Raw genomic sequence first — 23,609 nt, forward strand, 5'->3', positions numbered from 1 at the left:
CTCAGAGAGGAGTACGATGCCAGAAGACGATCTCGAGAGTCTCCCAGGAGTCGGCCCAGCGACAGCGGACAAACTCGTCGAAGCGGGATTCGAGAGCTACCAGGCGATCGCGGTCGCGAGCCCGGGCGAGATGTCGAACACGGCGGACGTGGGAGAGTCGACCGCCGCGGACATCATCAACGCCGCGCGCGAGGCCGCCGACATCGGCGGCTTCGAGACGGGCGCGGCGGTGCTGGAGCGACGCGAGCAGATCGGCAAGCTCTCCTGGCGGATCCCCGAGGTCGACGAGCTGCTGGGCGGCGGGATCGAGACCCAGTCGATCACCGAGGTCTACGGCGAGTTCGGGGCCGGCAAGTCCCAGGTGACCCACCAGATGGCCGTCAACGTCCAACTGCCCCCCGAACACGGCGGGCTCGGCGGCTCCTGTATCTTCATCGACTCCGAGGACACCTTCCGCCCCGAGCGGATCGACGACATGGTCCGCGGCCTCGACGACGAGGTCATCGAGGACCTGCTCGAACGCCGCGAGATCGAGGGCACGCCGGGCGACGACGAGACGATGTCGGACCTGCTCGATTCGTTCCTGGACCACATCCACGTCGCGAAGGCGTTCAACTCCAACCACCAGATCCTCCTCGCCGAGAAGGCCAAGGAGCTCGCCCGCGACAACGAGGAGGCGGAGTTCCCCGTCCGCCTGCTCTGTGTCGACTCGCTGACCGCGCACTTCCGCGCGGAGTACGTCGGCCGGGGCGAGCTCGCCGAGCGCCAGCAGAAGCTCAACAAGCACCTCCACGACCTGATGCGGATCGGCGACCTCTACAACACCGCCGTCCTGGTGACGAACCAGGTCGCCTCCAATCCGGACTCGTACTTCGGCGACCCGACCCAGCCGATCGGCGGCAACATCCTGGGCCACACCTCGACGTTCCGGATGTACCTCCGGAAGTCGAAGGGCGACAAGCGGATCGTCCGGCTGGTCGACGCGCCGAACCTCGCCGACGGCGAGGCCGTGATGCGCGTCCAAGACGAGGGACTCAAACCCGAATAGGGCCTCTGTACGTCGTCGAAGGCGCCTGTCGGTGCGCCGCCGACGGGGATCGAGAACGAGGCGCCGACGTCACGGCCCGCGGCCGAAGAGGGGGCTATTCCTCGGTCGTCGTCTGTTCGATCTCGACGTCGCCGCGGTGGATGGCCGCCCCGTCCTGGGCCACCTGCCGCGCGAGGACGGCGCACTTGATCCGCATCGGCGAGATGTCGACGCCGAGCATCTCGGTGACGTCGTCGGTGTCCATCGCGTCCAGTTCCGAGAGCGTCATCCCCTGAAGCCTCTCCGAGAGCATACTCGCCGAGGCCTGACTGATCGCACAGCCGTTCCCGGTGAACGTCACGAACTCGATGGTCTCGCCGTCGTCTTCGAGGCTGACGTTCACCGTGATCGTGTCGCCGCAGGAGGGGTTCTCCCCGGTGTGGGAGAAGTCCGGATCCGACATCTCCCCCTTGTTCCGGGGGTTCTTGTAGTGATCCAGAATCTGCTGACGATACATATCCGAGCCCAGTCCCATTGTTGGAAGAGCGTACGACAGTCTCGCGCAAAAGGGTTCCGCCGGCCGGCGCGGGCGGTCAGAACAGCCCGAAGCTCCGAGCGAGGTCCGCGACGGTGTTGATGACGACCCACTTCACGGCGTTGGTCGTGCCGACCCCGGAGAGCCGGATGTCGCCGGCGGCGACCGCGTCACGGAAGACGACCGCGGGGTTGTCGGCGGCGATGATCTCGTCGAAGGTCTCATAGTCGAGCGACATCCGCAGGGTCGCGTCCGAGCGGGCGCCCTGGTCGAGTTCGGTCATCCGGAGTTGGCCGTCGAGGCGGAACGAGAACGTCGCCGTCGCGCCGTCGGCGTCGGTGACGACGAGGTTCACGCGCTCGTTCTCCAGTTGGTCGCCCGCGACGCCGAGGTCGACCGCCGTGATCGACTCGTTGTAGACGGCGACCATCCCCCCGAACTCCGCGAACGCCTCGTCGGCCCACTCGGGCTGGTCCGACTGGCCGACGGCGAGTCCGCTCGTGACGACGAGGAGCGCGAGAAGCGTCGCGAGCCACCGGAAGGGACCGACCGAACGTGCAGAATTCATACCCTCGGTACGCGAGCGACGGTAATAAAGCGGTAGTGAGCGGTGTTAGCACGAGACCCCTCAGGCGGGGGCCTCGGCGGCGTCGTCCGCGGCGAGGCGCGTCCACTTCTTCTCGACGTCGCGGTTCGCGACGACGACGACGTCGCCGTCGGTGTTCCGGAACCGGGTCTTCCGGAGTTCGATCGACTCCACGGTCCCGGTGACGGGGTCGGCCTTCACCTCGTCGCCAGGGTTGAAGTCGGGGTCCCGGAGGAGATACACCCCGGCGACGGTGTCGGCGATCATGTTCGACAGGGCGTAGGAGACGCCGAGCGCGACGAAGCCGGCGGCGGTGCCGAGGCTCGCGGCGATCTCGCCCATCCCGAAGATGTTCAAGAGCGCCAGGGCGACGCCGAACCACAGGAACACGCTCGCGATCGTCACCCCGAGGTCGACGACGAGCCCCTGGTCCGCGGGGTAGACGGCGTCGAGGGTGCGCCGGAGCGCGCGCGTGAGCAGTTTGATCCCGACGTAGGCGATCGCGAGAAAGACGAGACCGGTGAGGAGCCTCGGGACGGCCGCCTGAATCCCGGTCGCGAACTCGCCGAGCGTCCGCTCGATCGTCTCGAAGAGGAATCGGGTCACGGTGGGCATCGCTGCCGGGAGGTCGACGGTGAGCCACTAAGGGTTTCGGGAGGAGAGAGAAAAGCGCCGCTCAGGCGAAGAGCTGCCGGGCGTCGTCGACGGCGTCGACGAGGGCGTCGATCTCCTCGGTCGTGTTGTAGATGTAGAACGACGCGCGGGTGGAGGCGGGCACGCCGAGCTTGTCGTGCAGCGGCTGGGTGCAGTGGTCGCCCGCGCGGATCGCCACGCCGTGGTCGTTGAGGATGCTGGAGAGGTCGTGGGCGTGGACGCCCTCCAGATTGAACGCGACGAGCCCGCCGCGGTCGTCGCCCGGCGGCCCGTAGATCTCGATGTCGTCGAACGCCGAGAGCCGATCGTAGGCGTACTCCGCGAGCAGGTCCTCGTGGGCTTGGACGTTCTCCATCCCCACCGAATCGAGGTAGTCGATCGCGGCCTCCAGGGCGATGCCCTGGGCGATCACGGGCGTGCCGGCCTCGAACTTCCAAGGGAGGTCCTCCCAGGTCGAGTCCTCGTAGGTGACGCTCCGGATCATCTCGCCGCCGTAGAGGTACGGCTGCATCTCCTCGAGTAGGTGTTCCTTCCCGTAGAGCACGCCGATCCCGGTCGGGCCGAGCATCTTGTGGCCCGAGAAGGCGAGGAAGTCGGCGTCGATCTCGCCGACGTCGACCGGGCGGGTCGGGACCGACTGCGCGCCGTCGACGAAGATGTGCGCGTCGTGGTCGTGGGCGAGGTCGGCCAGGTCGGCCACGGGCACGACCGTCCCGAGCGTGTTCGAGACGTGGACGACAGAGACCATCGCTGTCGAGTCGTCGATGAGTTCGGCGGCGTGGTCCATATCCAGGCGGCCGTCCTCGTCGACGCGGACGTACTCGACGCTCGCGCCGGTCTTCTTGGCGATCTGCTGCCAGGTGACAAGCGAGGCGTGGTGTTCCATCTCGGTCAGGACGACCGTGTCGCCGGGGCCGAGTTCGGCGAGGCCCCACGCGTAGGCGACGAGGTTCATCGCCTCGGTGGTGTTCTTCGTGAAGACGACCTCCTCGCGGCCCTCCGCGCCGATGAACTCCGCGACGCAGTCGTGGGCCTCCTCGTAGGCGACGGAGGCCTCCTGGCTCAGATGGTGGATGCCGCGGTGGACGTTGGAGTTGTAGCCGCGGTAGTAGTCGACGATGCTGTCGACGACGGGGTCGGGGGTGTGGCTCGTCGCCGCGTTGTCGAGGTAGACGAGCGGCCGGGTGTCGTCGGGGCCCTCGCCCGGCGTCTCGATGTCGCCGCCGACCTTGCGGTCGAGGATCGGGAAGTCCTCCCGGATCGAGGCGACATCGATCGGATACGATTCCTGAGTTCCCATTGGGGAGTCGTAACGGCCGCAGGACTAACACCGCTTCGGTATCGGCGGGACCACGGAACCGGAGACGGTTACGTTCGGCCGGGGCGGGAGCGCGCGGCTCACATCCAGAGCAACTGGGCGTGGTGCGTCCCGTCGACGACGAGCACGCGCTCCTCGTCGACGATGCCGGCCTCGACCGCGACGCCCACCGCGCGCTCGCCGACGATGTTGGCGACGCTGGCGCGGGTGAGGCTGTCGATCACGGTCTCCGCGTCGGCCTCGGCGGCCTCCTCGCCGCCGTAGAAGTCCTCTGTGACCTCCAGGGAGACGTCGCCGTCGACGTAGGTCTCGCCGAGGCACTCGGGGTCGCAGACCGAGACGAGCAGGCCCTCAGGCGTCTGTCGCTCGCGGAGTAACATCACCGCTCTCGCTGTCTGTCGAGGGGCTCCTGGGCGTCCTCGACCAGGTCACCCAGGCCCTGCGGCTGGCCGCCCCGCTCCGGCTGGCCGCCCTGGCCCTGCTCCAACAGCTCCTGTTCGCGCTCCTCGCGCAGTTCGTCGGCCTGCTGTTGGGTCCGTTCGGCCTCCTCGTCGCGGCCGAGCTCTTCGAGCGCGCGGGCCTTCTCTTCGAGGACGTCGGCGGTGCGCATCCCCAGGCGGATGGCGTTGTCGAAGGCGTTGACCGCGTCCTCGTTGAGGCCGCGCTCGTGGAGGAAGAAGCCGCGGTTGTACCACGCCTGCGGGAAGCGCGGGTCGATCTCGACCGCGCGCTCGGCGTGGTGGAGCGCCTCCTCGACCTCGCCGGCGTTCCAGAGCGCGTACGCGAGGTTGGTCTCGGCGGAGGCGGCGTGCTCGGAGTCGTCGTCGATGCGGAGCGCCTCGCGGTAGGCGCCGATGGCCTCGTCCCACTCCTCCAGTTCGGCGTGGGCCGCGCCCTTGTTGACCCAGGCCTCCTGGGCCTCCAGGGAGTCCTCGTCGCCGAACCGCGCCGCGCGCTCGAAGGTCTCTGTCGCCTCCTCGAAGCGGTTGATCTGCATGTACGAGAGCCCGACGTCGATGAGCTTCTCGACGTCGACCTGGTCGGAGGCGATGTTCCGTCGGTCGAGTTCGTCGGTGACGACGCGGGAGTCCACGGGGTCGACCTTCGTCGGGTCGACCTTCAGCTCCGGCGGGTCGAGGGTGAACTCCTCGTAGTCCTCGTCGAACCCCTGGCCGGAGGAGAACTCGTGGTCGTCGCGCTCGCCGTCTGTCATACCGTTCGATTCACGGTCAGGACGGTTAAGCACTACGTCACGGGGAGCGCCGGCGAGAGCGCGAGCGCGCGGCGATCCGGGCGCTCCGACCTATCCGAGCGCTCCGACTATCGCTCGGCGTGCTCGTCGACGACGAGGACGGGCACCCGCGTCTCCCGCAGGACGTGCTCGGCGACGCTCCCGAGCAGCGCCCGCGAGAGGCCCGAGCGGCCGTGCGAGCCCATCACGACGAGGTCGATCTCGTTCTCCTCGGCGAACTTCCGGATCGCGCGTGCCGGCTGGCCGGCGCGCACGTGCTCTTCGGCCGTCAGGCCGTGCTCGGCGGCCGCGTCGGCGACCTGGCCGGTCGCCTTCTCGGCGCTCTCTTTGACCTCGGGCATCTCGTCGAGGTGGCCCTGACGGATGCGGTCGACCTGTTCGGTCCCCAGCGAGTAGCTGGTGGCGTCGACGTCGATGACGTAGAGCGCGTGGATCGTCGCGCCGTACTTCTCGGCGAGGTCGATCGCGTGGTCGACGGCGACCTCGGCGGTGTCGCTTCCGTCGGTCGGAACGAGGATGGTGTCGTACATCAGTCGTCACCGGGGGCGTGACCCCCGTCTGTCGCCGCGGCGTCTTCCGCGCTCTCGGTTCGGGACATCGGCTCGGGGCTGTGACACTGCCGGACCAGCCGCTTCGTCGACTCCGGCGGCTCCTCTGTCACGTACGAGACCGCAATGGTGATCGCGAACACGAGCGGCGTCCCGACTAAGGCGGCGCCGATCGCGGGGAAGACGTCCCCGAAGGCCTGGCTGAACGGGAAGATGAGGTCGTTGACGACGGCCGCGATCCAGATCGCGAGCCCGACGGACATCCCCGCGAGGGCGCCCTGGCGGTTCGTCTTTTCCCACCACAGCCCGAGGAAGAACATCGGGAACAGCACGATCGCCGCCAGCGAGAACGCCAGGGCGACGAGCTGGCCGATGAGCGCCGGCGGGTCCAGCGCCGTGACCGTGACGACGATCCCCAGGAGGACGATCGTCCCGCGGCCGACGAGCACCTGCTCGCGCTGGGTCGCGTCGGGGTTGATGATGTTGGTGTAGATGTCGTGAGAGACCGCCGAGGAGGCGGTGATGAAGAGCCCGGCCGTGGTCGCGATGGCGGCGGCGATGCCGCCGGCCGCGACGAGGCCGACGAACCACGTCGGGAGGCTCGACAGCTGGGCCGCGAGCACGACGATCAGGTCACCCTCGCCGCCGGACATCCCGCCGGAGGCGGCGTAGGTCGGGCCGTACTGCGAGGCGTCGTAGAGGTCGACGCCGAAAGCCGCCAGCGCCGGCGCGCCCCAGTAGAGCAACATAATGAAGAACAGCCCCCAGACGGTCGAGTGGCGGGCGGTCCGCTCGTTCTCGACCGTGTAGAAGCGCACTAAGACGTGCGGGAGGCCACAGGTCCCGAAGACGAGCGAGAACGCGGTCGCGATCCACAGGAAGTACGAGGAGTTGGCGAACGGCCGGGAGAACTCGCTGCTGAGGTCGCTGATGAGCGCGCCGTACTCGATCTGCGGCAGGATCGTCGAGTAGCCGTTGACGATGCCGACGACGTAGACCGCCGCGAGGAAGGCGACGATGAGGATGACGTACTGGACGGCCATGTTCTTCGTCGCGCCCATCATCCCCGAGAGCGTCAGGTAGGCGACGGTGATCGCCATCATCACGACGACCATCGTGACGTAGTCGGTCCCGAAGACGTAGAGGCCGACGAGGCCCATCCCGCGCGCCTGGCCGACCGAGTAGACGAACCCGATCAGGATCGTCGTCGCCGCGCCGAGCGCGCGGGCCGTATCGGAGTTGAAGCGGTCGCCCACGAAGTCGGGGGCCGTGTATTTCCCGAACCGACGCATCTGCGCCGCGAGGAAGATCAGGAGGACGAAGTAGCCCGCGGTCCAGCCGATGATGAACGCGAGGCCGTAGAAGCCAGACAGCGCCACGAGCCCGGCCAGGCCGAGGAACGACGCCGCGGACATCCAGTTCGCCCCGATGGCCATTCCGTTCTCGATGTTCCCGATCGAGCGGCCGGCGACCCACATCCCCTCGGTGTCGGCGACCTTGAACAGGTAGCCGACCACGAGGAACAGCGCCAGCATCGCGACGACCATCACGGCCGGGATCGGCTTGAACGAGATGTCGAGCGCCTCCGGCAGGAGGTCCCCGGACTGCAACAGGACCGACGCGGCGGCGCTCACTGCACCTCACCCCCGTCGGCGGCGGCCGTCTCGGCGTCGGCGTCGCCGCCGGCGTCGACCTCCGCCGTCGAGTGGTCGATGCCGTACTTCTCGTCGAGCCTGTCGCGCCGGCGCGAGTAGATGAACGCCAAGACCAGCGAGCTCGTCGGCGCGAGGAACGCCACGGAGAAGTAGTGCGCCGGGAAGTCGATGATCGGGATCGGCTGGGTCATCAGCCCGGGCGCCAGGTACGTCGCCGTCACCGGACCCCACGTGAGGACGACCCAGGCGAGAAATCCCGCCCAGACCTGCTTCAGGTGGTCGCGCATAAACGGCGTGCTCGGCTTCAGGAGGTTGATTTCGGCCTCCAGGTAGTCGATGTCGCCCCCGGCATCAGCCCCGGGCCCGGCGTCGGCGACCCCGCCGTCGGTGGCGGCCCGCCGGCCGTCGTCGGTGCCGACCTCAGTCCCGCCGTCTGGAACGATCCGGTCCTGGGGGATGGTCCGGTTCCCTTCGTCGATCGCGATGCCATCGTCCGTCGCGTCTCCGGTCCGGCCCGCCGATACGTCCTCGTCGTCGGTGTCAGCGTCGGCCGCTCCGTGAGTGGTAATATCTGTCATCTTTGGGTATGCTATCAGTCCTGTACCTGTACGCGGATCTCCTCGACGACCTCGGGGTTGCGGAGCGTGGAGGTGTCGCCGAGTTCCTCGCCGTTGGCGATGTCCTCCAGGAGCCGCCGCATGATCTTGCCAGACCGGGTCTTCGGGAGCTCGGGCGTGAAGATCACCTGCTCGGGGCGGGCGATCGGGCCGATCGCGTCCTCGACGCCTTCGATGATCGCCTCGCGCATCTCCTCGGACCCGCCGTAGCCGTCTTCGAGGATCACGTAGGCGTAGACGGCCTCGCCCTTGACCTCGTGGTCGCCGCCGACGACGGCGGCCTCGGCGACGCCCTCGACGCCGACGATAGCAGATTCGATCTCCATCGTCCCCAGGCGGTGGCCCGAGACGTTGATCACGTCGTCGACGCGGCCCAGAACGGTGATGTAGCCGTCGTCGTCGATCTTCGCGCCGTCCTCGGGGAAGTACACCCAGTCCTCGGGGTCGTCGCTGTCGGTGTCGGAGTACTCCGCCCAGTACTCCTCAATGTAGCGCTCGTCGTTGCGGTACAGCGTCCGCAACATCCCCGGCCAGGGCTTCTGGACGGTGAGGTAGCCCGCGCGGCCGGCGCCGACCTCCTCGCCCTCTGTGTCGACGATCCGGGCGTCGACGCCCGGGAGCGGCGGCCCCGCCGACCCAGGTTTCATATCCTTCACGCCCGGGAGGGTGGTGACCATCATCCCGCCGGTCTCGGTCTGCCACCACGTGTCGACGATCGGGCACTCCTCGTTCCCGATGTGCTTGTAGTACCACTTCCACGCGCGGGGGTTGATCGGCTCGCCGACCGTCCCCAGCAGACGGAGGCTGGAGAGGTCGTGCCGTTCGGGGTACTCCGAACCCCACTTCATAAACGCCCGGATCGCCGTCGGCGCGGTGTACAGCTGCGTGGCCTCGTACTCGTCGACGATCTGCCAGAGGCGGTCCTTGTCGGGGTGGTCCGGCGTGCCCTCGTACATCACCGTCGTCGTGCCGAGCGCGAGCGGCCCGTAGACGATGTATGAGTGGCCCGTGATCCACCCGATGTCCGCCGAGCAGAAGTACGTGTCATCGGGCTCGATGTCGGGGACGGCCTGGGACGTCCAGGCGGCCCACGAGAGGTAGCCCCCCGTGGTGTGTTTGACGCCCTTCGGCTGGCCCGTCGTCCCCGAGGTGTACATCAGGAACAGCATGTCCTCGGCGTCGCGGGCGACGGGGTCGACCTCGGCCCCCTCGTTGGCGGCGACGAGGTCGCCATAGTCGTGTTGGGCGTCTTCGAGATCGTGGCCGAATCCATCCTCGCCGAGGCGGTCGACGACGACCGTCGCCTCCACCTCGTGGTCGACGCCCGCGAGGCCCTCGTTCGCCTTCGCGAGGTGGTCGAGCGGGTCGCCGCGGCGGTAGTACCCGTCGCAGGTGATCAGGTACTCCGAGTCCGCGGCGTTCATCCGGGTCGCGAGCGCGTCCGCGGAGAAGCCCGCGAAGACGACCGAGTGCGGCGCGCCGATCCGGGCGCACGCCAGCATCGCGATCGGCAGCTCGGGCACCATCGGCATGTACATCGTGACCACGTCGTCCTCGCCGACGCCGAGGTCGCGGAGGGCCGCGGCGAACTCGTTGACCTCGCGGTGGAGTTCCGCGTAGGTGTAGGTGCGGTCGTCCTCCTCGACCGGTTCGCCGATCCACTCGATCGCGGCCTCGTCGCCGCGCTCGTCGAGGTGGCGGTCCAGGCAGTTCGCCGAGGCGTTGAGTTCGCCGCCCGTGAACCACTCGTAGAACGGCGGGTTCGAGTCGTCGAGGACGGTGTCGTAGTCGTCGTCCCACGAGAGCAGGTCCGCGGCGGCCTGCCAGCACTCCGGCCAGTTCTCCTCGAACTCCTCGTAGATCGCGTCGTCCGCGACGTTCGCCTGTTCGACGAACGCCTCGGACGGCTCGAAGACGTCCTGTTCGGCGAGCCGCGCTTCCAGTTCTACGTCGTCATCTCCCATAGTCTATCACTCACAATCGGACACCCCCACATAAACGGCGGTTCTAAATATGCCAATTATTCACGCGGGAGAACGGACCACGGGGGCTAACTGTTGCAAAGCGGGCGTCGCCTCGCCGCCCGGTTACAGCTCGGAGCGCGGCGCCGCGTCGTCGAAGAACGCCGTCAGAAGCTTCTGCTGGGCCTTTCGGAGGTGGTTGTGGAGCGTCGGCGAGGAGACCGCAAGCGAGTCCGCCAGCTCCTCGGCGGTCGAGCCGCGGGGCCACTCGAAGTAGCCGCCGTGGTAGGCCGCCCGGAGGACGGTCGCCTGCCGGTCCGAGAGCCGGTCGGCGAGCCGCTCGCGGAAGCCCACGTCGGTCTCGACGGGGCGGTCCTCCTGCCGCTTCGCCGACAGCGACACCCCCGGGTACGCGTCGGTCACGGCGTCGACCGCCGCGCGGACGTCGGCGTCGCCGGGGATCTCGCCCGTGAGCGTCGCCGCGCCGTCCTCGGCGACGAGCGAGCGGACCCGCGCGCCGCGGTCGACGAGCGCCAGGGCGGGCGCGTCGGTCACGACGACCTCGACGGCGGCGCCGTCACCGTAGTCCTCGATGAGCCGCGTGTCGGCGACGGCGTCGGCCGCGTCGGCGTGCGACAGCACCGGATCCGCGCCCGCGCCGCGCGTCACGAGGTAGTAGAGCAGCGATCCGTCGCCGACGGGGACCGCGCCGGAGAGTTCGACCCGGCAGCCGAGCGCCCCCGAGAGGTCGGCGACGAACGACGACCCCGCGGGACAGCGGAAGTCGAGTTCGACGACGGTGTCCGCGAGGAGGAGGCGCTTCCGCTGGACCGCCGCGAGCGCGTGACCGACCTGCGTCCCGAGGACGGCGAGCGCGTCCCGGCGGGCGTCGCCCACCGGCCGCCGCACGCCGACCCCGAGCACGCCCCAGCGGGTGTCGTCCCGACGGACCGGGACCAGCGCCAGCGGGCCGCGCTCTGACTCGCGGACCCGCACGTCCCGCTGGTCGCGGGCGCGGGCGTCCGGGTCGTAGCCGTCGAGCGCCGTCTCGGCGGCGGCCGCGTCGACGCCGACGGCCTCCCGCACGGCGAACGCCTCCCCGGTCCGCTCGGCCAGCCAGGCGAAGCGGACGCCCTCGGCGTCGGCGAGGCACGCGCACGCCGTCCGGGCGGTCTCGTCGACCGTGGCGACGCCGAGCAGTTCGGCGCCCAGGTCGGCCGCGAGCGCGACGTCCCGTCCGAGGCCGTCGGGCGCCGTCGCGGCGCCGTCGAGCGCGGCCGCGACGGCCTCGCGGTCCGGGTCCGACAGGAGCGGCGCGAGGCGCTCCAGCCGCCAGCCGCCGAGCGCACAGACCACGCGCGGGGGGACGCCGTCGTCTAGGAGTTCGGCCGCGAAGTGCCACCGGAGGTCCCGCGAGGAGGCGTCGACCCCGTCGACGCGGTCGGCGACCTCGCCCACGAGCATCTGGAGGCGGCGGGGCGACACCGTAAGGAGGGGATCGTCCTCGCCCGCGCCGACGTTCCCGGCGTACTTCCGGAGGTCGTGTTCCACGCCCGCGGGCAGATGGGCGTCGCGGGCGACGTCTCCGTCCGCGTCTCTGACCGCGAGGAAGTGCGTGCCGTCGTGCGATTCGACGTCCGCGAGGCGGACGCGCGTCATCTCGACGGGGCGAAGTCCGACCTCGCCGCCGAGTCGCAGCACGAGGTCCTCGCGGTGGGTTTCGGTGGCCCGTCGGAGCCGACGGTACTCGCTGGCGGCCGGGGGATCCATCTGTCGTTTCGGGAGATCGTAACAGTGCGAAATAAATCTGTGCGTAGTAGCGATCACGTTCCCCGTAACGAACGTTCAGGGCTGCATCCCAGCGAAAAGCCGTTTCGGAATTCGATTTTCCTCCGAAACTACTTGTCGTGGGTCCGCGACCGGAGTTCGCCGAGGATCTCGGGGTTGCGGAGCGCGGAGGTGTCGCCCAGGTCCTCGTCGTTGGCGACGGCGCGGAGCAGCCGCCGCATCACCTTCCCCGAGCGGGTCTTGGGGAGGTCGGGGGTGAAGACGACCGCCGCCGGGATCGCGACTGCGCCGATGGCGTCCTCGACGGCGTCGCGGATGCGCTGTCGGAGGTCGGCCTGCGGGGCGTCGCGCTCGGGGGCGACGTACGCGTAGATGGCGGTGCCGGTCGACTCGTCGTCGGCGCCGACGACGGCGGCCTCGGCGACGCCCTCGACGCCGACGATGGTGGACTCCAGTTCCATCGTGCTGAAGCGCCGCCCGGCGACGTTGACCGCCTCGTCGATCCGGCCGAGGAACGTGAGATAGCCCTCTGCGTCCGCGACGGCGCCGTCCTCGGGATGGTACCGCCAGGGACCGGCGTCGGGCGACTCCGAGGGAGCGACCGAGTCGGACGAGTCGGCGTCGGCCGCCGTCCGTCGGCCGTCGCGCGCGCCCCAGCCGGTCCCGTTCGCGAGCGCCCGCGGCATCCCCGGCCAGGGCCGGGTGAGCACGAGCTCGCCGGACTCGCCGGGCTCGACGGACTCGCCGCCGGCGTCGACGACGGCCGCACCGATTCCCGGGAGCGGCCGGCCCGCCGAGCCGGGCTTCATCGGGTCGACGCCGGGGAGCGTCGAGACGAGGATCGCGCCGGTCTCGGTCTGCCACCACGTGTCGACGACGGGGCACTCGCCGCCGCCGATGTGCTCGCGGTACCACCGCCAGGTCGGCTCGTCGATGGGCTCGCCGACCGTGCCCAGGAGTCGGAGGCTGGAGAGGTCGTGGCGGGCGGGGTGGTCTTTCCCCCACTTCATGAACGCCCGGATCGCCGTCGGCGCCGTGTAGAACACGTCGACGGCGTGGCGGTCGACCAGCTCCCAGAGGCGGTCCTTCTCGGGGTGGTCGGCGGTGCCGCCGTAGAGGACCGTGGTCGTGCCGAGCGCGAGCGGCCCGTAGACGATGTAGGAGTGGCCCGTGATCCACCCGATGTCCGCCGAGCACCAGTGGGTGTCCTCCGGGCGGATGTCCAGCACCGAGCGCGCGGTCCAGGCGACGTGCGCGAGGTACCCGCCCGTCGTGTGGGTGACGCCCCGCGGCTCGCCGGTCGTCCCCGAGGTGTAGATGCGGAAGAGCGGGTCGGCGGCGTCGCGGGCGACGGGGTCGACTTCCGCGCCCGCGTGGTCGGCGACGAGGTCGCCGTAGTCGTGGTAGCCCGGGCCGAGGTGGACGCCCTGGCCGAGGTGGTCGAGCACCACGACCTCGACGTCGTGGCCCAGCGCGAGCCGCGCGTTGTCGGCCTTGTTCTTCTGGGCGATGGCGTCGCCGCGGCGGTAGTAGCCGTCGCAGGTGACGAGGTACGCCGAGTCCGCGCGGGCCATCCGCTCGGCCAGGGCGTCCGCGGAGAAGCCCGCGAAGACGACGTTGTGGATCGCGCCCAGGCGCGCGCACGCGAGCATCGCGACGGGGAGCTCGGGCACCATCGGGAGGTACAGCGTGACCACGTCGTCCTCGCCGACGCCCAGGTCCCGGAGGGCCGCGGCGAACTCGTTGACCTCGCGGTGGAGTTCGAGGTAGGTGTAGCTCCGGGCGTCGCCGAGCGGGCCCTCCCAGACGAGCGCCCGTTGGTTCTTTCGCTCGTCGAGGTGCCGGTCGACGCAGTTGTAGGAGGCGTTCAGACGACCGTCGGGGAACCACTCGAAGGGCGGCGTCTCGCCGCCGCGGAAGACCGTCTCGGGGTCGTCGTCCCACGAGAGCAGGTCGCCCGCCCGGCGCCAGCAGTCGGGCCACTCGGACTCGAACGCGTCGTACACGTCGGGATCGGACACGGTGGCCTGCCGGCGGAACCACTCCGGCGGCGGGATGCGCTCGCCCCCCAGTTGGGGCCGACCCGAGCCCTCTCCTGTCATCGTCTCATCGTCGGTGCCGGTACGGGCATAAGCCTCCCGCTCGCGGCGGGAACCGCGGGGACGTCCGGCGCTCGCGGCGGCGCCGACCGCGCGTCCCGTCGCCTTTTCACCGCCGGCGGACGTGCCCCCCGATATGCGACTCTTCGTCAGCATCGACCTCCCGGACCGGCTGGCCGACGCGGTCGCGGCGGCCCAAGAGCGGTTCGCCGGCGCCGAGGGGCTCCGGTTCGTCGATCCCGAACAGGCGCACCTGACGCTCTTCTTCCTCGGCGAGGTCGACCCGGGGCGGCGCGACGAGATCGAGGCCGCGCTCGACCGCGCCATCGACGGCGCCGGCGTCGAGCCCTTCGAGCTCCGCGTCGGGGGCTTCGGCGTGTTCCCCGCGATGGACTACATCAGCGTCGTCTGGGCCGGCGTCCGCGAGGATGGGGGTGCCGCGGAGACGACCCGGCTGGCCGCCGCGGTCGAAGACGAGCTCACGGCGCTCGGCTTCGAGGCCGACGACCACGACTTCACGCCGCACGTGACGCTCGCGCGGATGGACGACGCGCGCGGGAAGGCGCTCGTCCAGGACGTCGTCCGCGACGCCGACCCCGACCTTGGCGCGGTCACCGTCGAGGAGATCCGACTGACGGAGAGTACCCTCCGCGACGACGGGCCGGAGTACGAGACGGTCGCGTCGTTCCCGCTGTAGGCGGGAGGCGGGCGCGGCGGGGGACAGCGAATCAGTCGGCGGTGGGATCGGGATCGAGCCGGTCGCGCCACCGCCGCAGTTCCGCACGGATGGCCGCCCGCTTGACCAGGACGAACCCCGCGAAGATGACCGCGAAGCCGGCGACGGTGGTCGGCGCGAGCGACTCGCCGAGCGCGAGCCAGCCCGCGAGCGCGGCGAACGTCGGGATCACGTATTCGAGGAGGCTCACCTCGATCGGCCCGACGCGCCGGAGGAGCCAGAAGTACAGCGCGAAGCCGCCCGCGCCCGCGACGACCGCCAGGTAGAGGAGCGACGCGACGGCGGCGGGCGTCCAGACCGCGTCGCCGAGGGACTCCCAGGGGAGGGCCGCGCTCGTCGCGTGGAGGACCGCGGCGCCGACGAGCATCATCCAGGCCTGCTCGGCGACAGTCGGCATCGTCGTGGGGGCGTCGTGGGTGAGGACCGCCCCGAGCGCGAACGCGAGCGCGGAGGCGAAGACGAGCCCCACGCCGAGGAGGTCCGCGCCCGCCAGCGCCGTCGGATCGGGGTCCGCGATCGTGACGACGCCGGCGAAGCCGAGGAGGACGCCGACGAGGGAGACGGGCGAGAGCCGCTCGCGGGCGGCGGTGAGGCGGGTCAGCGCGGGCGTGACGACGGGGATCAGCCCGAGCAGGACGGCGGCGACGGCGCTCGTGACGTAGAGCTGGCCGGCGAACAGGAGCGCGTGGTGGACGCCGACGAGGAGGACGCCGCCGGCGGCGATGGGGCGCCACTCCGCGCCGGCGGGTCGGAGGCGGTCCCCGCGCCAGGCGGCGAGCGCGAAGAGGAGCGCGGCCGCGACGTCGAAGCGCACCGCGGCGAGCAGCGCCGGCGGAATCGACGCGAGGGCGACTTTCGTCACGGGGAAGGCGGTCCCCCAGACCGCGGCCACGAGGAGGAACGCGAGGATCGTGCGGCGACGCATACCGCCGCGGAGGCGGGGGGCGGAGTTGAATGGCTCGAATCCGTTCTGTGATCTCCGCGGGCGGACGCGTCGCCGACGGTGCGGGGCTGAGAGGCGCTCGCACGCCCCGGCGGCGAAGGAACAAGATTTTATGCGGTCCGGGGATAGAGGCGAGCACTATGAGCAAGAAGTCCAAGGCCAAGAAGAAGCGCCTGGCCAAGCTGGAGCGTCAGAACACGCGCGTTCCCGCCTGGGTGATGATGAAGACGGACATGGAAGTCACGCGCAACCCCAAGCGCCGCAACTGGCGGCGAAGCGACACGGACGAGTAAGGATGAGCGCCAGCGACTTCGAGGAACGCGTCATCACGGTACCGCTCCGGGACGTCAAGGCCGAACCCGCCCACGCACGCGCGGGCAAGGCGATGTCCCTGATCCGCGAGCACCTCGCACAGCACTTCTCGGTCGACGAGGGCGCCGTCCGCCTGGACCCCTCGCTCAACGAGACGGTGTGGGCCCGGGGGAACCAAAAGCCCCCGAGCAAGCTCCGGGTTCGCGCCGCCCGGTTCGACGAGGACGGCGAGTCCATCGTCGAGGCGGAGCCGGCCGAATAGCGTGCTCCGCGCCTCCTTCGCCGGGTCGCCGTACGTCGGCGTCTTCGCCCGCGCGACGGATCACGTCCTCATCGTCCGTTCGGACGCCGACGACGACGTCGTCGACGCGATGACCGACGAGCTCTCGGTCCCGGCAGTGGCCACCACGGTCGGCGGCTCCGGCACCGTCGGCGCGCTCGCGGTCGGCAACGAGAACGGGATCCTCGTGACGAGCCAGGCGACAGAGCGCGAGCGGGAGGCGATCGAGTCGGCGGCGGGGGTCCCCGTCGCCGAGCTCGCGGGGCAGATCAACGCGGTCGGCAACGTCGTCCTCGCGAACGACTACGGCGCGTACGTCCACCCCGACCTCTCGGACGCGGCCGTCGGGACCGTCGAGGAGGTCCTGGAGGTGCCCGTCGAGCGCGGGAACCTCGCGGACGTCCAGACCGTCGGGACCGCCGCCGTCGCGACGAACGAGGGCGCGCTCTGTCACCCCAAGTCCCGAGAGCCCGAACTGGAGGCCCTAGAGGAGCACCTCGACGTCCGCGCGGACATCGGGACGGTGAACTACGGCGCGCCGCTGGTCGGCTCGGGGCTCGTCTGCAACGCCGCCGGCTACGTCGCCGGCGAGGACACGACCGGGCCGGAGCTGAGCCGGATCGAGGACGCGCTCGGCTACCTGGAGTAGCGCGCTTTTCTCCCGCCGCGCGGATTCCGTCCGCGAGGCGCGTTCGCGGCCGATTTTTCCCTCCCGCCCGAAAGCCCGAGTAGGAAGATACTTCCCGCTCGCTCGGGAATCCAAGGGTATGAGTCAGTACGTAGTGAGCGGCCGGTTCCAGAGCCGCGACGGGTTCAGCGAGTTCAACACGGTCGTCGACGCGCCCAACGAGGACGTCGCTCGCGAGCGCGTCTACGCGAACATCGGGAGCCAGCACGGCCTGAAGCGGACCCAGATCGAGATCGACGGCGTCGCAGAGGAGGCCACAGCATGATGGGCGGCGGCCAGCAGCAACTCCAGCAGCTCTCCCAGGAGCTGCAGGCGATCGACGAGGAGATCGAGGAACTGGAGTCCCAGGTCGAAGAGCTCCAGACCGAACAGACCGAGATCGACGAGGCGATCGAGGCGATTGGGTCGCTGGAGACGGGCTCGACCGTCCAGGTCCCCCTCGGCGGCGGCGCGTACGTCCGCGCGGAGGTCCAGGACATCGACGAGATCATCGTCGATCTCGGCGCCGACTTCGCGGCCGAACAGCCCGCCGACGACGCCGTCGAGGCGCTCGAAACCAAGCGCGACGCGCTCGACGACCGCATCGACGAGGTCCAGGAGGACATCGCCGAGCTCGAAAGCGAGAGCGACGAGCTCGAACAGCAGGCCCAGCAGATGCAACAGCAGATGCAGCAGCAGCAGCAGATGCAGCAGATGCAGCAGCAGAGCGGCGACGACGAGTAAGCGCCCCCAGCGCCGAGTTCGGGCCCGAAGCCGGGCCCCCCGGGTCGGCGCGGCGACAGACGAGATACACGCGGTAGATCACTATGTTCGACGGACTGAAGAACAAACTCAACAGTTTCCGCGAGGACGTCAAGGAGACCGCCGAGGAGAAGCAGGCCGAGGCCGACGAGACCGCGGCCGCGGTCGACGAGATCGAGGCAGACGCGGACGTCGCGGCCGACAGCGGCGAGGCGACCGACGCCGACGCCGAGACGGCCTCCGAGTCCGAACCGACCGACGGGGCGGGCCTCGCGTCCGAGGAGGCGGCCGCCGCGCTCGACGAAGAGCGCGAGGAGGACGCCGGCCCCGGCCGGCTCCAGCGCGCCGCCGCCTTCGCCACGGGGAAGGTCATCATCGAGGAAGGCGACCTCGAAGACCCCCTCTGGGAGCTGGAGATGGCGCTCTTGGAGAGCGACGTCGAGATGAACGTCGCCGAGGAGATCCTCGACACCGTCCGCGAGAAGATGGTCGGAGAGACCCGCGCCCAGGTCCAGACGACGGGCGAACTCGTCGAGGAGGCCCTCCACGACGCCCTCTACGAGGTGATCAGCGTCGGCCAGTTCGACTTCGACGAGCGGGTCCGGTCGGCCGAAAAGCCCGTGACCATCGTCTTCACCGGCGTCAACGGCGTCGGCAAGACCACGAGCATCGCGAAGCTCGCGCGCTACCTCGAAGACCGGGGGCTGTCGGTCGTGATGGCGAACGGCGACACCTACCGCGCCGGCGCGAACGAGCAGATCCGAAAGCACGCCGACAACCTCGATCAGAAGCTCATCACCCACGAGCAGGGCGGCGACCCCGCGGCGGTGCTCTACGACGCCGTCGAGTACGCCGAGGCCCACGACGTCGACGTCGTCCTCGGCGACACGGCCGGGCGGCTCCACACTTCCAACGACCTGATGGCGCAGTTGGAGAAGATCGACCGCGTCGTCGACCCCGACATGACGCTGTTCGTCGACGAGGCGGTCGCGGGCCAGGACGCCGTCGAGCGCGCCAAGAAGTTCAACGACGCCGCTGAGATCGACGGCGCCGTCCTCACGAAGGCCGACGCCGACTGGAACGGCGGCGCGGCCATCTCCATCGCGTACGTCACCGGAAAGCCCATCCTCTTTCTGGGAACGGGCCAGGGGTACGACGACCTCGAACGGTTCGACCCCGAGCGGATGGTCGAGCGCCTGGTGGGCGAGGGGTCGTAGTCGGGCGCCTACGCGTCCCCGTCGGACTGGAACGGCTCGCCGACGGCCGACCGGGGGAGAAGACTCAGGAACTCCAGTTCGAGGTCCTCGCTGGAGGCGAAGCGGTCGGTGTGGGAGTCCCGAAGCACCTCGTCGACGGTGACCGATCCGTCGGCCAGCCACACGGTCACGTCGCCGCACTCGCGGGCCGCCTGCGACGGCGAGAGCGGGAAGGAGAGCCCCGAGAAGACCGTGCCGATTCTGTTGAGTCTGATCGATTCTGTCATAATCACCCCGTGTACGCTCGATAACATAATAAATGTATATGATATACTCCAGTCCGGCATCCCCTCGAACGGAACGGAGGCACGGAGAGACGGGTCCGCGGCGGCGACTGCGACCGCGGGCCCGGCGGCGCTCACCGCTCGGCGGGCGGCCGCTGGACCTCCTCGGCGATCGGTTCGTCCAGCGAGAGGTGCATCGAGAGGTTCGACTGGGTCCGCTCTGTGACCTCGAAGTCGACGTTGCGGTAGACGGAGATGGCGCGGCGGTTTCCCTTGGCGACGTCGAGTCGGAGCGCGTCGTGGCCCCGGTCCTCGGCGTACGCGATGAGGTGCCGGATCAGTTCGGAACCGACCCCGCGGTTCTGGTAGTCGTCGTGGACGAAGATCACGAACTGGGGCTCGTCGGTCCCGGCCGGGACGACGCCGACGTGGCCGACGATCCGGCCGTCGTCGTCGGCGACCAGATTCCAGCCCTCATCGGTGAGCCTGATCAGCCACTCCTCGATCCTGGTCCGACTCCCCGGCGGCAGCCCCATCGTCCGGTTCGTCGCGTCGATGTCTTCGTACATCTCCACGAGCGCGTCGAAGTCGGCCTCCTCGTAGGGGCGCACGAGCAGCGGGACCGCCTCGCCGTCGACGAAGCGGGGGCACCGCGGCGGACACATCGCCGTCCCGGTACACTCCGACGGATTCCAGTAGCGACACTCGGTGTCGGTCTCGGTCTCAGGGTCAGCGCCGGAGTCGCTGGGGCCGGTGTCGTCGGGGTCGGTGTCGGTCATAGCCCGTCGCCTCCGTCACCGCACCGCGGGTGGGCCTCCCCGGACCCGCGCCGTCCCGCTCCGGGAGCGCCTCGGGAGCACGAGGCGGGGCCGCCGCGGCCCGCTGTCGCTGGCGACGGCGGGCCCGCTGGGAGGTCGCGGCCCCGGGCGTGGACTCGAACGTCGGTCATTGCAGAGGAGTACGTCCCTTGGGGACATGTATCTTACTTCGAATACCTTCGGACGCGTCGGAGGCGACGCGCCCGTGCGAACGTCCGCCCGCGCGGAGAGAACGTCACTCGACCGCCAGCGCGGCGCCGAGCGCGATCATCGCGCCCCCGCCGAGCCACGAGAGCCGGGCGGTCGTCGTCGACGACGACAGGAGCGCGCCGACGCGGCCGGACGCGACCGCGACGCCGCCGAGGTAGACGGCGGTCAGCGCGGCGTACGTCGCCCCGAGGAGCAGCATCCGAACCGGGGAGTCGGGTCCCGAGCCCGCGAATCCGGGGAGGAACGCGAGGAAGAACAGCGCCACTTTCGGATTCAGGGCGTTGACGAGGACGCCCCGTCGGAAGCTCCCGGCCGCCGGCTCGGCCGCGGCGTCGGCGGAGCCGAATTCGTCGTTTCGGATGGCCTGCACGCCGAGGTAGACGAGGTACACCGCGCCGGCGTACTTCACCGCGCGGTACGCGACGGGCGCGGCGCGGAGGAGCGCCGCCAGCCCGAGCGTCGCCACCGCGATGTGAAAGAGGACGCCGGTCGAGATGCCGAGCGCGGAGCGGACGCCCGCGGCGCGGCTCTGGATCCCGCGGGTGAGGACGTACATCGTGTCGGGCCCCGGCGTGAGGATGAGCGCGACCGCGGCGGCGCAAAACGCGAGGAAGGTGGGGAGCTCGGGAAAGAGCGCCATCGGCTCGGATTCGGTCGCGCCCGCAGAAAAAGCCTTTACCCGGGCGGCGGCGTAGAGAGGGGTAATGGTACTCGATAATCTCGGGAGTTCCCTGCGCTCCAGTCTGGATAAACTGCAGGGGAAGTCCCGCCTCGACGAGGAGGACGTCGAGGAGATCGTCAAGGAGATCCAGCGCTCGCTGCTCTCTGCGGACGTCGAAGTCGATCTCGTGATGGACCTGTCCTCGTCGATCGAAGAGCGGGCACTCGAAGAAGAGCCCCCGGGCGGGACGTCGGCGCGGGACCACGTCCTCAAGATCGTCTACGAGGAACTGGTCGACCTCGTCGGCGAGTCGACGGATCTCCCCCTGGAGTCCCAGACGATCCTGCTCGCCGGCCTCCAGGGGTCCGGCAAGACCACGAGCGCCGCCAAGATGGCGTGGTGGTTCTCGAAGAAGGGGCTCCGCCCCGCGGTCATCCAGACCGACACCTTCCGGCCCGGCGCCTACGACCAGGCCAAACAGATGTGCGAGCGCGCCGAGGTGTCGTTCTACGGCGACCCCGACGAGTCGGACCCGGTGACGATCGCCCGCGAGGGCCTCGAAGCGACCGAAGAGGCGGACGTCCACATCGTCGACACCGCCGGCCGCCACGCGCTCGAAGACGACCTCATCGACGAGATCGAGGAGATCGAGTCGGTCGTCGACCCCGACCGCTCGCTCCTCGTCCTGGACGCCGCGATCGGCCAGGGCGCCAAGGAGCAGGCCCGCGAGTTCGACTCCTCGATCGGCATCGACGGCGTCGTCGTCACCAAGCTCGACGGGACGGCGAAGGGTGGCGGCGCGCTGACCGCCGTCAACGAGACCGGCTCCTCGATCGCCTTCCTCGGGACGGGCGAGACCGTCCAGGACATCGAGCGCTTCGAGCCCAACGGCTTCATTTCCCGGCTCCTGGGGATGGGCGACCTCAAGCAGCTCTCCGAGCGCGTCGAGCGCGCGATGGCCGAGACCCAGGAGGAAGACGACGACTGGGACCCCGAGGACATCATGGAGGGATCGTTCACCCTCAAGGACATGCAAAAGCAGATGGAGGCGATGAACCGGATGGGGCCCCTCGATCAGGTGCTCGATATGATCCCCGGACTGGGCGGCGGCTTCAAGGACCAGCTCCCGGACGACGCGATGGACGTCACCCAGGACCGGATGCGCGCCTTCGACGTCATCATGGACTCGATGACCGACGACGAACTGGAGAACCCGCGCTCGATCGGCGCCTCCCGCGTCCGCCGGATTGCCCAGGGGTCGGGCAAGGACGAAGAGACCGTCCGGGAACTGCTCGAACAGCACAAGATGATGGAACAGACCATCCAGCAGTTCCAGGGGATGGGCGATGGCGACATGCAGCGAATGATGAAGAAGCTCCAGAACCAGGGCGGTGGCGGCGGAATGGGCGGCCTCGGCGGCGGGGGCGGCGGCCTCGGCCCGTTCGGCGACTGATCGGCGGACGGACCCCGACCGCGCGCCCGACGCGTCCGATTTTTTACCCCTCGCGTTCTCGTCTCTCGTATGACCGTCCGGGACGTCGCGCGAGAGGCCTACCGCGAGGCGCTTCCGGCGCTCGCCGCGAGCCTCGTCGGCGGACTGATCGCGGGCGTCGTGCTCAGCGGGATGCGCGCCGAACTCCGCGACGTCTCCGGACTTTTAGTCTTGGTCCCGGCGCTCCTAGCCACCCGCGGGAACGTCTACGGCTCGCTCGGCGCGCGGATCTCGACGGCGCTCCACCAGGGCCTCGTCGAACCCCGGGTCCGCGGCGGCGACGAGCGGCTCCGGTCGGCGGTCGCGGCCGCGCTCGCGAACGGCCTGCTCGCGTCGGCGTTCGCCGCCGTCGCGGTCTTCGCGATCCTCACGGCGCTCGGCAGGCCGGTCGCGTCGCTCCCGACGCTCGTCGCCATCGCGCTCGTTGCGGGCCTGCTCTCGGGCGTCGCGCTCTCGGCCGTCGTCGTCACCGCGGTCTTCGCCGGCTACCGCCGCGGCCGCGACCCCGACACGCTCGTGGGGCCGCTCGTGACGACCACCGGCGACGTCTTCGGCGTGTTCTTCTTGCTCGCGGCGGTCAGGCTGGTGCTCCGCCTCGCGGAGGTGGTCTGAGTGTCGACCGAGTGGACCGTCCGCGCGATCTCGCGGGCGATGCTGCCCGTGCTCCTCGTCCTGACGCTCGTCGAGGTCGGGAGCGGGCTCGTGCTCGGGAGCTTCGAGGCGCAGTTGCTCGAATACCCGACGCTGCTCGCGCTCGTGCCCGTCACGATCGGGACCGCCGGCAACCTCGGGAGCATCCTCGCGGCCCGGCTCTCGACGGCGTTCCACCTCGGGACGCTCTCGTTCGATCCGCGCGACGAGAGCCTCGCCGGCAACGCGGTCGCGACGCTGGCGCTCGCGGTCTCGATCTTCCCCGTCGTCGGGATCGGCGCCTGGGGGCTCACCGCGCTGGCCAGCGGCGTCCGGCTGGCGCCCGAGACGGTCGTCGCGATCTCGCTGACCTCGGGGATCGCGCTGGCCGTCCTGGCGATCGCGGTGACCCTGGCGGTGACGTACGTCGCCTACCGCTTCCGGCTCGACCCCGACGACGTGGTGATCCCGATCGTGACGAACACCTGCGACGTGCTCGGCGTGGTGGTGCTGTTCGCGACGGTGCAACTGCTGCTGTGACGCCAGCTGCTGAGCCGACCGTCGGGCCGAACGCCGTG

General features: G+C 69.9%; 27 protein-coding genes. 11 read left to right on the forward strand and 16 right to left on the reverse strand.

The window, feature by feature from the left end:
- Positions 1–16 precede the first annotated feature (16 nt).
- Positions 17–1,048, forward strand: coding sequence for a DNA repair and recombination protein RadA (radA, locus tag ACQUQ0_RS06445; protein WP_372386651.1), 1,032 nt, complete (start codon positions 17–19; stop codon positions 1,046–1,048).
- A 94-nt stretch (positions 1,049–1,142) separates the two neighbouring features.
- Here the strand turns inward: radA and sufU are convergent, their stop codons facing one another.
- The 12 genes from sufU to ACQUQ0_RS06505 form a co-directional block, all read right to left on the reverse strand.
- Positions 1,143–1,562 (reverse strand): Fe-S cluster assembly sulfur transfer protein SufU, encoded by a 420-nt coding sequence (gene sufU / locus ACQUQ0_RS06450; protein WP_435183899.1) that lies wholly within the window; start codon positions 1,560–1,562, stop codon positions 1,143–1,145.
- A gap of 58 nt (positions 1,563–1,620) precedes the next feature.
- A complete protein-coding gene (locus ACQUQ0_RS06455; protein WP_435183900.1) occupies positions 1,621–2,130 on the reverse strand; it encodes a hypothetical protein in 510 nt (169 codons plus the stop codon).
- Positions 2,131–2,190: 60 nt separating this feature from the next.
- The gene (locus tag ACQUQ0_RS06460; protein WP_435183901.1) at positions 2,191–2,763 is read right to left on the reverse strand and encodes a mechanosensitive ion channel family protein; all 573 of its coding nucleotides are present in this window, start codon (positions 2,761–2,763) and stop codon (positions 2,191–2,193) included.
- Positions 2,764–2,824: 61 nt separating this feature from the next.
- Positions 2,825–4,102, reverse strand: coding sequence for a bifunctional cysteine desulfurase/selenocysteine lyase SufS (gene sufS, locus ACQUQ0_RS06465; RefSeq protein WP_435183902.1), 1,278 nt, complete (start codon positions 4,100–4,102; stop codon positions 2,825–2,827).
- Positions 4,103–4,200: 98 nt separating this feature from the next.
- Entirely contained in the window at positions 4,201–4,500 is a 300-nt protein-coding gene (locus tag ACQUQ0_RS06470) for a DUF424 domain-containing protein (protein ID WP_435183903.1), read from the reverse strand.
- Positions 4,500–5,333: a tetratricopeptide repeat protein gene (locus ACQUQ0_RS06475; protein WP_435183905.1), complete on the reverse strand. Its 834-nt coding sequence runs from the start codon at positions 5,331–5,333 to the stop codon at positions 4,500–4,502. The genes ACQUQ0_RS06470 and ACQUQ0_RS06475 overlap by 1 nt, the downstream gene beginning before the upstream one ends.
- Before the next feature lie 107 nt (positions 5,334–5,440).
- On the reverse strand, positions 5,441–5,902 hold the full coding sequence (locus tag ACQUQ0_RS06480) for a universal stress protein (protein WP_435183907.1): 462 nt from the start codon (positions 5,900–5,902) through the stop codon (positions 5,441–5,443).
- On the reverse strand, positions 5,902–7,467 hold the full coding sequence (locus tag ACQUQ0_RS06485) for a VC_2705 family sodium/solute symporter (protein WP_435184250.1): 1,566 nt from the start codon (positions 7,465–7,467) through the stop codon (positions 5,902–5,904). Before ACQUQ0_RS06485 ends, ACQUQ0_RS06480 begins: the two co-directional genes overlap by 1 nt.
- 83 nt (positions 7,468–7,550) lie before the next feature.
- A complete protein-coding gene (locus ACQUQ0_RS06490; RefSeq protein ID WP_435183908.1) occupies positions 7,551–8,153 on the reverse strand; it encodes a DUF4212 domain-containing protein in 603 nt (200 codons plus the stop codon).
- Positions 8,154–8,167: 14 nt separating this feature from the next.
- Positions 8,168–10,156: an acetate--CoA ligase gene (acs, locus tag ACQUQ0_RS06495; RefSeq protein ID WP_435183910.1), complete on the reverse strand. Its 1,989-nt coding sequence runs from the start codon at positions 10,154–10,156 to the stop codon at positions 8,168–8,170.
- A gap of 123 nt (positions 10,157–10,279) precedes the next feature.
- The gene (locus ACQUQ0_RS06500) at positions 10,280–11,923 is read right to left on the reverse strand and encodes a bacterio-opsin activator domain-containing protein (RefSeq protein ID WP_435183912.1); all 1,644 of its coding nucleotides are present in this window, start codon (positions 11,921–11,923) and stop codon (positions 10,280–10,282) included.
- 128 nt (positions 11,924–12,051) lie between these two features.
- Positions 12,052–14,043: an acetate--CoA ligase gene (locus ACQUQ0_RS06505; RefSeq protein WP_435183914.1), complete on the reverse strand. Its 1,992-nt coding sequence runs from the start codon at positions 14,041–14,043 to the stop codon at positions 12,052–12,054.
- Positions 14,044–14,176: 133 nt separating this feature from the next.
- Between ACQUQ0_RS06505 and thpR the strand changes: the two genes are divergently transcribed.
- Positions 14,177–14,737, forward strand: a complete 561-nt coding sequence (thpR, locus tag ACQUQ0_RS06510) for an RNA 2',3'-cyclic phosphodiesterase (RefSeq protein ID WP_435183915.1) — start codon at positions 14,177–14,179, stop codon at positions 14,735–14,737.
- A gap of 31 nt (positions 14,738–14,768) precedes the next feature.
- Here thpR and ACQUQ0_RS06515 read toward each other — a convergent pair whose 3' ends face one another.
- Complete coding sequence (locus ACQUQ0_RS06515; protein WP_435183917.1) at positions 14,769–15,701, reverse strand: DMT family transporter; 933 nt, start codon at positions 15,699–15,701, stop codon at positions 14,769–14,771.
- Between the two features lie 158 nt (positions 15,702–15,859).
- Here ACQUQ0_RS06515 and ACQUQ0_RS06520 point away from each other — a divergent pair, with 158 nt between their 5' ends.
- The 6 genes from ACQUQ0_RS06520 to ftsY all read left to right on the forward strand — a co-directional run bounded on the left by ACQUQ0_RS06520 (position 15,860) and on the right by ftsY (position 18,957).
- Positions 15,860–16,012: a 50S ribosomal protein L39e gene (locus tag ACQUQ0_RS06520; protein WP_049985609.1), complete on the forward strand. Its 153-nt coding sequence runs from the start codon at positions 15,860–15,862 to the stop codon at positions 16,010–16,012.
- 2 nt (positions 16,013–16,014) lie between these two features.
- Complete coding sequence (locus tag ACQUQ0_RS06525; RefSeq protein ID WP_435183919.1) at positions 16,015–16,293, forward strand: 50S ribosomal protein L31e; 279 nt, start codon at positions 16,015–16,017, stop codon at positions 16,291–16,293.
- 1 nt (position 16,294) lies between these two features.
- Positions 16,295–16,960 (forward strand): translation initiation factor IF-6, encoded by a 666-nt coding sequence (locus ACQUQ0_RS06530; protein ID WP_435183921.1) that lies wholly within the window; start codon positions 16,295–16,297, stop codon positions 16,958–16,960.
- Positions 16,961–17,078: 118 nt separating this feature from the next.
- Complete coding sequence (rpl18a, locus tag ACQUQ0_RS06535; protein WP_435183923.1) at positions 17,079–17,264, forward strand: 50S ribosomal protein L18Ae; 186 nt, start codon at positions 17,079–17,081, stop codon at positions 17,262–17,264.
- Positions 17,261–17,722: a prefoldin subunit alpha gene (gene pfdA / locus ACQUQ0_RS06540; protein ID WP_435183925.1), complete on the forward strand. Its 462-nt coding sequence runs from the start codon at positions 17,261–17,263 to the stop codon at positions 17,720–17,722. Before rpl18a ends, pfdA begins: the two co-directional genes overlap by 4 nt.
- 83 nt (positions 17,723–17,805) lie before the next feature.
- Complete coding sequence (gene ftsY / locus ACQUQ0_RS06545) at positions 17,806–18,957, forward strand: signal recognition particle-docking protein FtsY (RefSeq protein ID WP_435183927.1); 1,152 nt, start codon at positions 17,806–17,808, stop codon at positions 18,955–18,957.
- Positions 18,958–18,965: 8 nt separating this feature from the next.
- Here the strand turns inward: ftsY and ACQUQ0_RS06550 are convergent, their stop codons facing one another.
- The 3 genes from ACQUQ0_RS06550 to ACQUQ0_RS06560 form a co-directional block, all read right to left on the reverse strand.
- Positions 18,966–19,223: a hypothetical protein gene (locus tag ACQUQ0_RS06550; protein WP_435183928.1), complete on the reverse strand. Its 258-nt coding sequence runs from the start codon at positions 19,221–19,223 to the stop codon at positions 18,966–18,968.
- Positions 19,224–19,354: 131 nt separating this feature from the next.
- Positions 19,355–19,999, reverse strand: a complete 645-nt coding sequence (locus ACQUQ0_RS06555; protein WP_435183930.1) for a GNAT family N-acetyltransferase — start codon at positions 19,997–19,999, stop codon at positions 19,355–19,357.
- 274 nt (positions 20,000–20,273) lie between these two features.
- Complete coding sequence (locus tag ACQUQ0_RS06560) at positions 20,274–20,888, reverse strand: LysE family translocator (protein WP_435183932.1); 615 nt, start codon at positions 20,886–20,888, stop codon at positions 20,274–20,276.
- A gap of 64 nt (positions 20,889–20,952) precedes the next feature.
- Here ACQUQ0_RS06560 and ACQUQ0_RS06565 point away from each other — a divergent pair, with 64 nt between their 5' ends.
- The 3 genes from ACQUQ0_RS06565 to ACQUQ0_RS06575 all read left to right on the forward strand — a co-directional run bounded on the left by ACQUQ0_RS06565 (position 20,953) and on the right by ACQUQ0_RS06575 (position 23,571).
- Positions 20,953–22,362, forward strand: a complete 1,410-nt coding sequence (locus ACQUQ0_RS06565) for a signal recognition particle protein Srp54 (protein ID WP_372386676.1) — start codon at positions 20,953–20,955, stop codon at positions 22,360–22,362.
- A gap of 69 nt (positions 22,363–22,431) precedes the next feature.
- Positions 22,432–23,013, forward strand: coding sequence for a magnesium transporter (locus ACQUQ0_RS06570; protein ID WP_435183935.1), 582 nt, complete (start codon positions 22,432–22,434; stop codon positions 23,011–23,013).
- The gene (locus ACQUQ0_RS06575; RefSeq protein ID WP_435183937.1) at positions 23,014–23,571 is read left to right on the forward strand and encodes a magnesium transporter; all 558 of its coding nucleotides are present in this window, start codon (positions 23,014–23,016) and stop codon (positions 23,569–23,571) included.
- Positions 23,572–23,609 lie beyond the last annotated feature (38 nt).

Source organism: Halobellus sp. EA9 (genome assembly GCF_051195055.1).
GTDB classification, from domain to species: Archaea; Halobacteriota; Halobacteria; order Halobacteriales; family Haloferacaceae; genus Haloquadratum; species Haloquadratum rubicundus.

Coding starts and splice junctions, on each gene's coding strand:
- radA (WP_372386651.1), top strand. CDS start 17: ATGCCAGAAGACGATCTCGAGAGTCTCCCAGGAGTCGGCCCAGCGACA.
- sufU (WP_435183899.1), bottom strand. CDS start 1,562: ATGGGACTGGGCTCGGATATGTATCGTCAGCAGATTCTGGATCACTAC.
- ACQUQ0_RS06455 (WP_435183900.1), bottom strand. CDS start 2,130: ATGAATTCTGCACGTTCGGTCGGTCCCTTCCGGTGGCTCGCGACGCTT.
- ACQUQ0_RS06460 (WP_435183901.1), bottom strand. CDS start 2,763: ATGCCCACCGTGACCCGATTCCTCTTCGAGACGATCGAGCGGACGCTC.
- sufS (WP_435183902.1), bottom strand. CDS start 4,102: ATGGGAACTCAGGAATCGTATCCGATCGATGTCGCCTCGATCCGGGAG.
- ACQUQ0_RS06470 (WP_435183903.1), bottom strand. CDS start 4,500: ATGTTACTCCGCGAGCGACAGACGCCTGAGGGCCTGCTCGTCTCGGTC.
- ACQUQ0_RS06475 (WP_435183905.1), bottom strand. CDS start 5,333: ATGACAGACGGCGAGCGCGACGACCACGAGTTCTCCTCCGGCCAGGGG.
- ACQUQ0_RS06480 (WP_435183907.1), bottom strand. CDS start 5,902: ATGTACGACACCATCCTCGTTCCGACCGACGGAAGCGACACCGCCGAG.
- ACQUQ0_RS06485 (WP_435184250.1), bottom strand. CDS start 7,467: ATGGTCGTCGCGATGCTGGCGCTGTTCCTCGTGGTCGGCTACCTGTTC.
- ACQUQ0_RS06490 (WP_435183908.1), bottom strand. CDS start 8,153: ATGACAGATATTACCACTCACGGAGCGGCCGACGCTGACACCGACGAC.
- acs (WP_435183910.1), bottom strand. CDS start 10,156: ATGGGAGATGACGACGTAGAACTGGAAGCGCGGCTCGCCGAACAGGAC.
- ACQUQ0_RS06500 (WP_435183912.1), bottom strand. CDS start 11,923: ATGGATCCCCCGGCCGCCAGCGAGTACCGTCGGCTCCGACGGGCCACC.
- ACQUQ0_RS06505 (WP_435183914.1), bottom strand. CDS start 14,043: ATGACAGGAGAGGGCTCGGGTCGGCCCCAACTGGGGGGCGAGCGCATC.
- thpR (WP_435183915.1), top strand. CDS start 14,177: ATGCGACTCTTCGTCAGCATCGACCTCCCGGACCGGCTGGCCGACGCG.
- ACQUQ0_RS06515 (WP_435183917.1), bottom strand. CDS start 15,701: ATGCGTCGCCGCACGATCCTCGCGTTCCTCCTCGTGGCCGCGGTCTGG.
- ACQUQ0_RS06520 (WP_049985609.1), top strand. CDS start 15,860: ATGAGCAAGAAGTCCAAGGCCAAGAAGAAGCGCCTGGCCAAGCTGGAG.
- ACQUQ0_RS06525 (WP_435183919.1), top strand. CDS start 16,015: ATGAGCGCCAGCGACTTCGAGGAACGCGTCATCACGGTACCGCTCCGG.
- rpl18a (WP_435183923.1), top strand. CDS start 17,079: ATGAGTCAGTACGTAGTGAGCGGCCGGTTCCAGAGCCGCGACGGGTTC.
- pfdA (WP_435183925.1), top strand. CDS start 17,261: ATGATGGGCGGCGGCCAGCAGCAACTCCAGCAGCTCTCCCAGGAGCTG.
- ftsY (WP_435183927.1), top strand. CDS start 17,806: ATGTTCGACGGACTGAAGAACAAACTCAACAGTTTCCGCGAGGACGTC.
- ACQUQ0_RS06550 (WP_435183928.1), bottom strand. CDS start 19,223: ATGACAGAATCGATCAGACTCAACAGAATCGGCACGGTCTTCTCGGGG.
- ACQUQ0_RS06555 (WP_435183930.1), bottom strand. CDS start 19,999: ATGACCGACACCGACCCCGACGACACCGGCCCCAGCGACTCCGGCGCT.
- ACQUQ0_RS06560 (WP_435183932.1), bottom strand. CDS start 20,888: ATGGCGCTCTTTCCCGAGCTCCCCACCTTCCTCGCGTTTTGCGCCGCC.
- ACQUQ0_RS06565 (WP_372386676.1), top strand. CDS start 20,953: ATGGTACTCGATAATCTCGGGAGTTCCCTGCGCTCCAGTCTGGATAAA.
- ACQUQ0_RS06570 (WP_435183935.1), top strand. CDS start 22,432: ATGACCGTCCGGGACGTCGCGCGAGAGGCCTACCGCGAGGCGCTTCCG.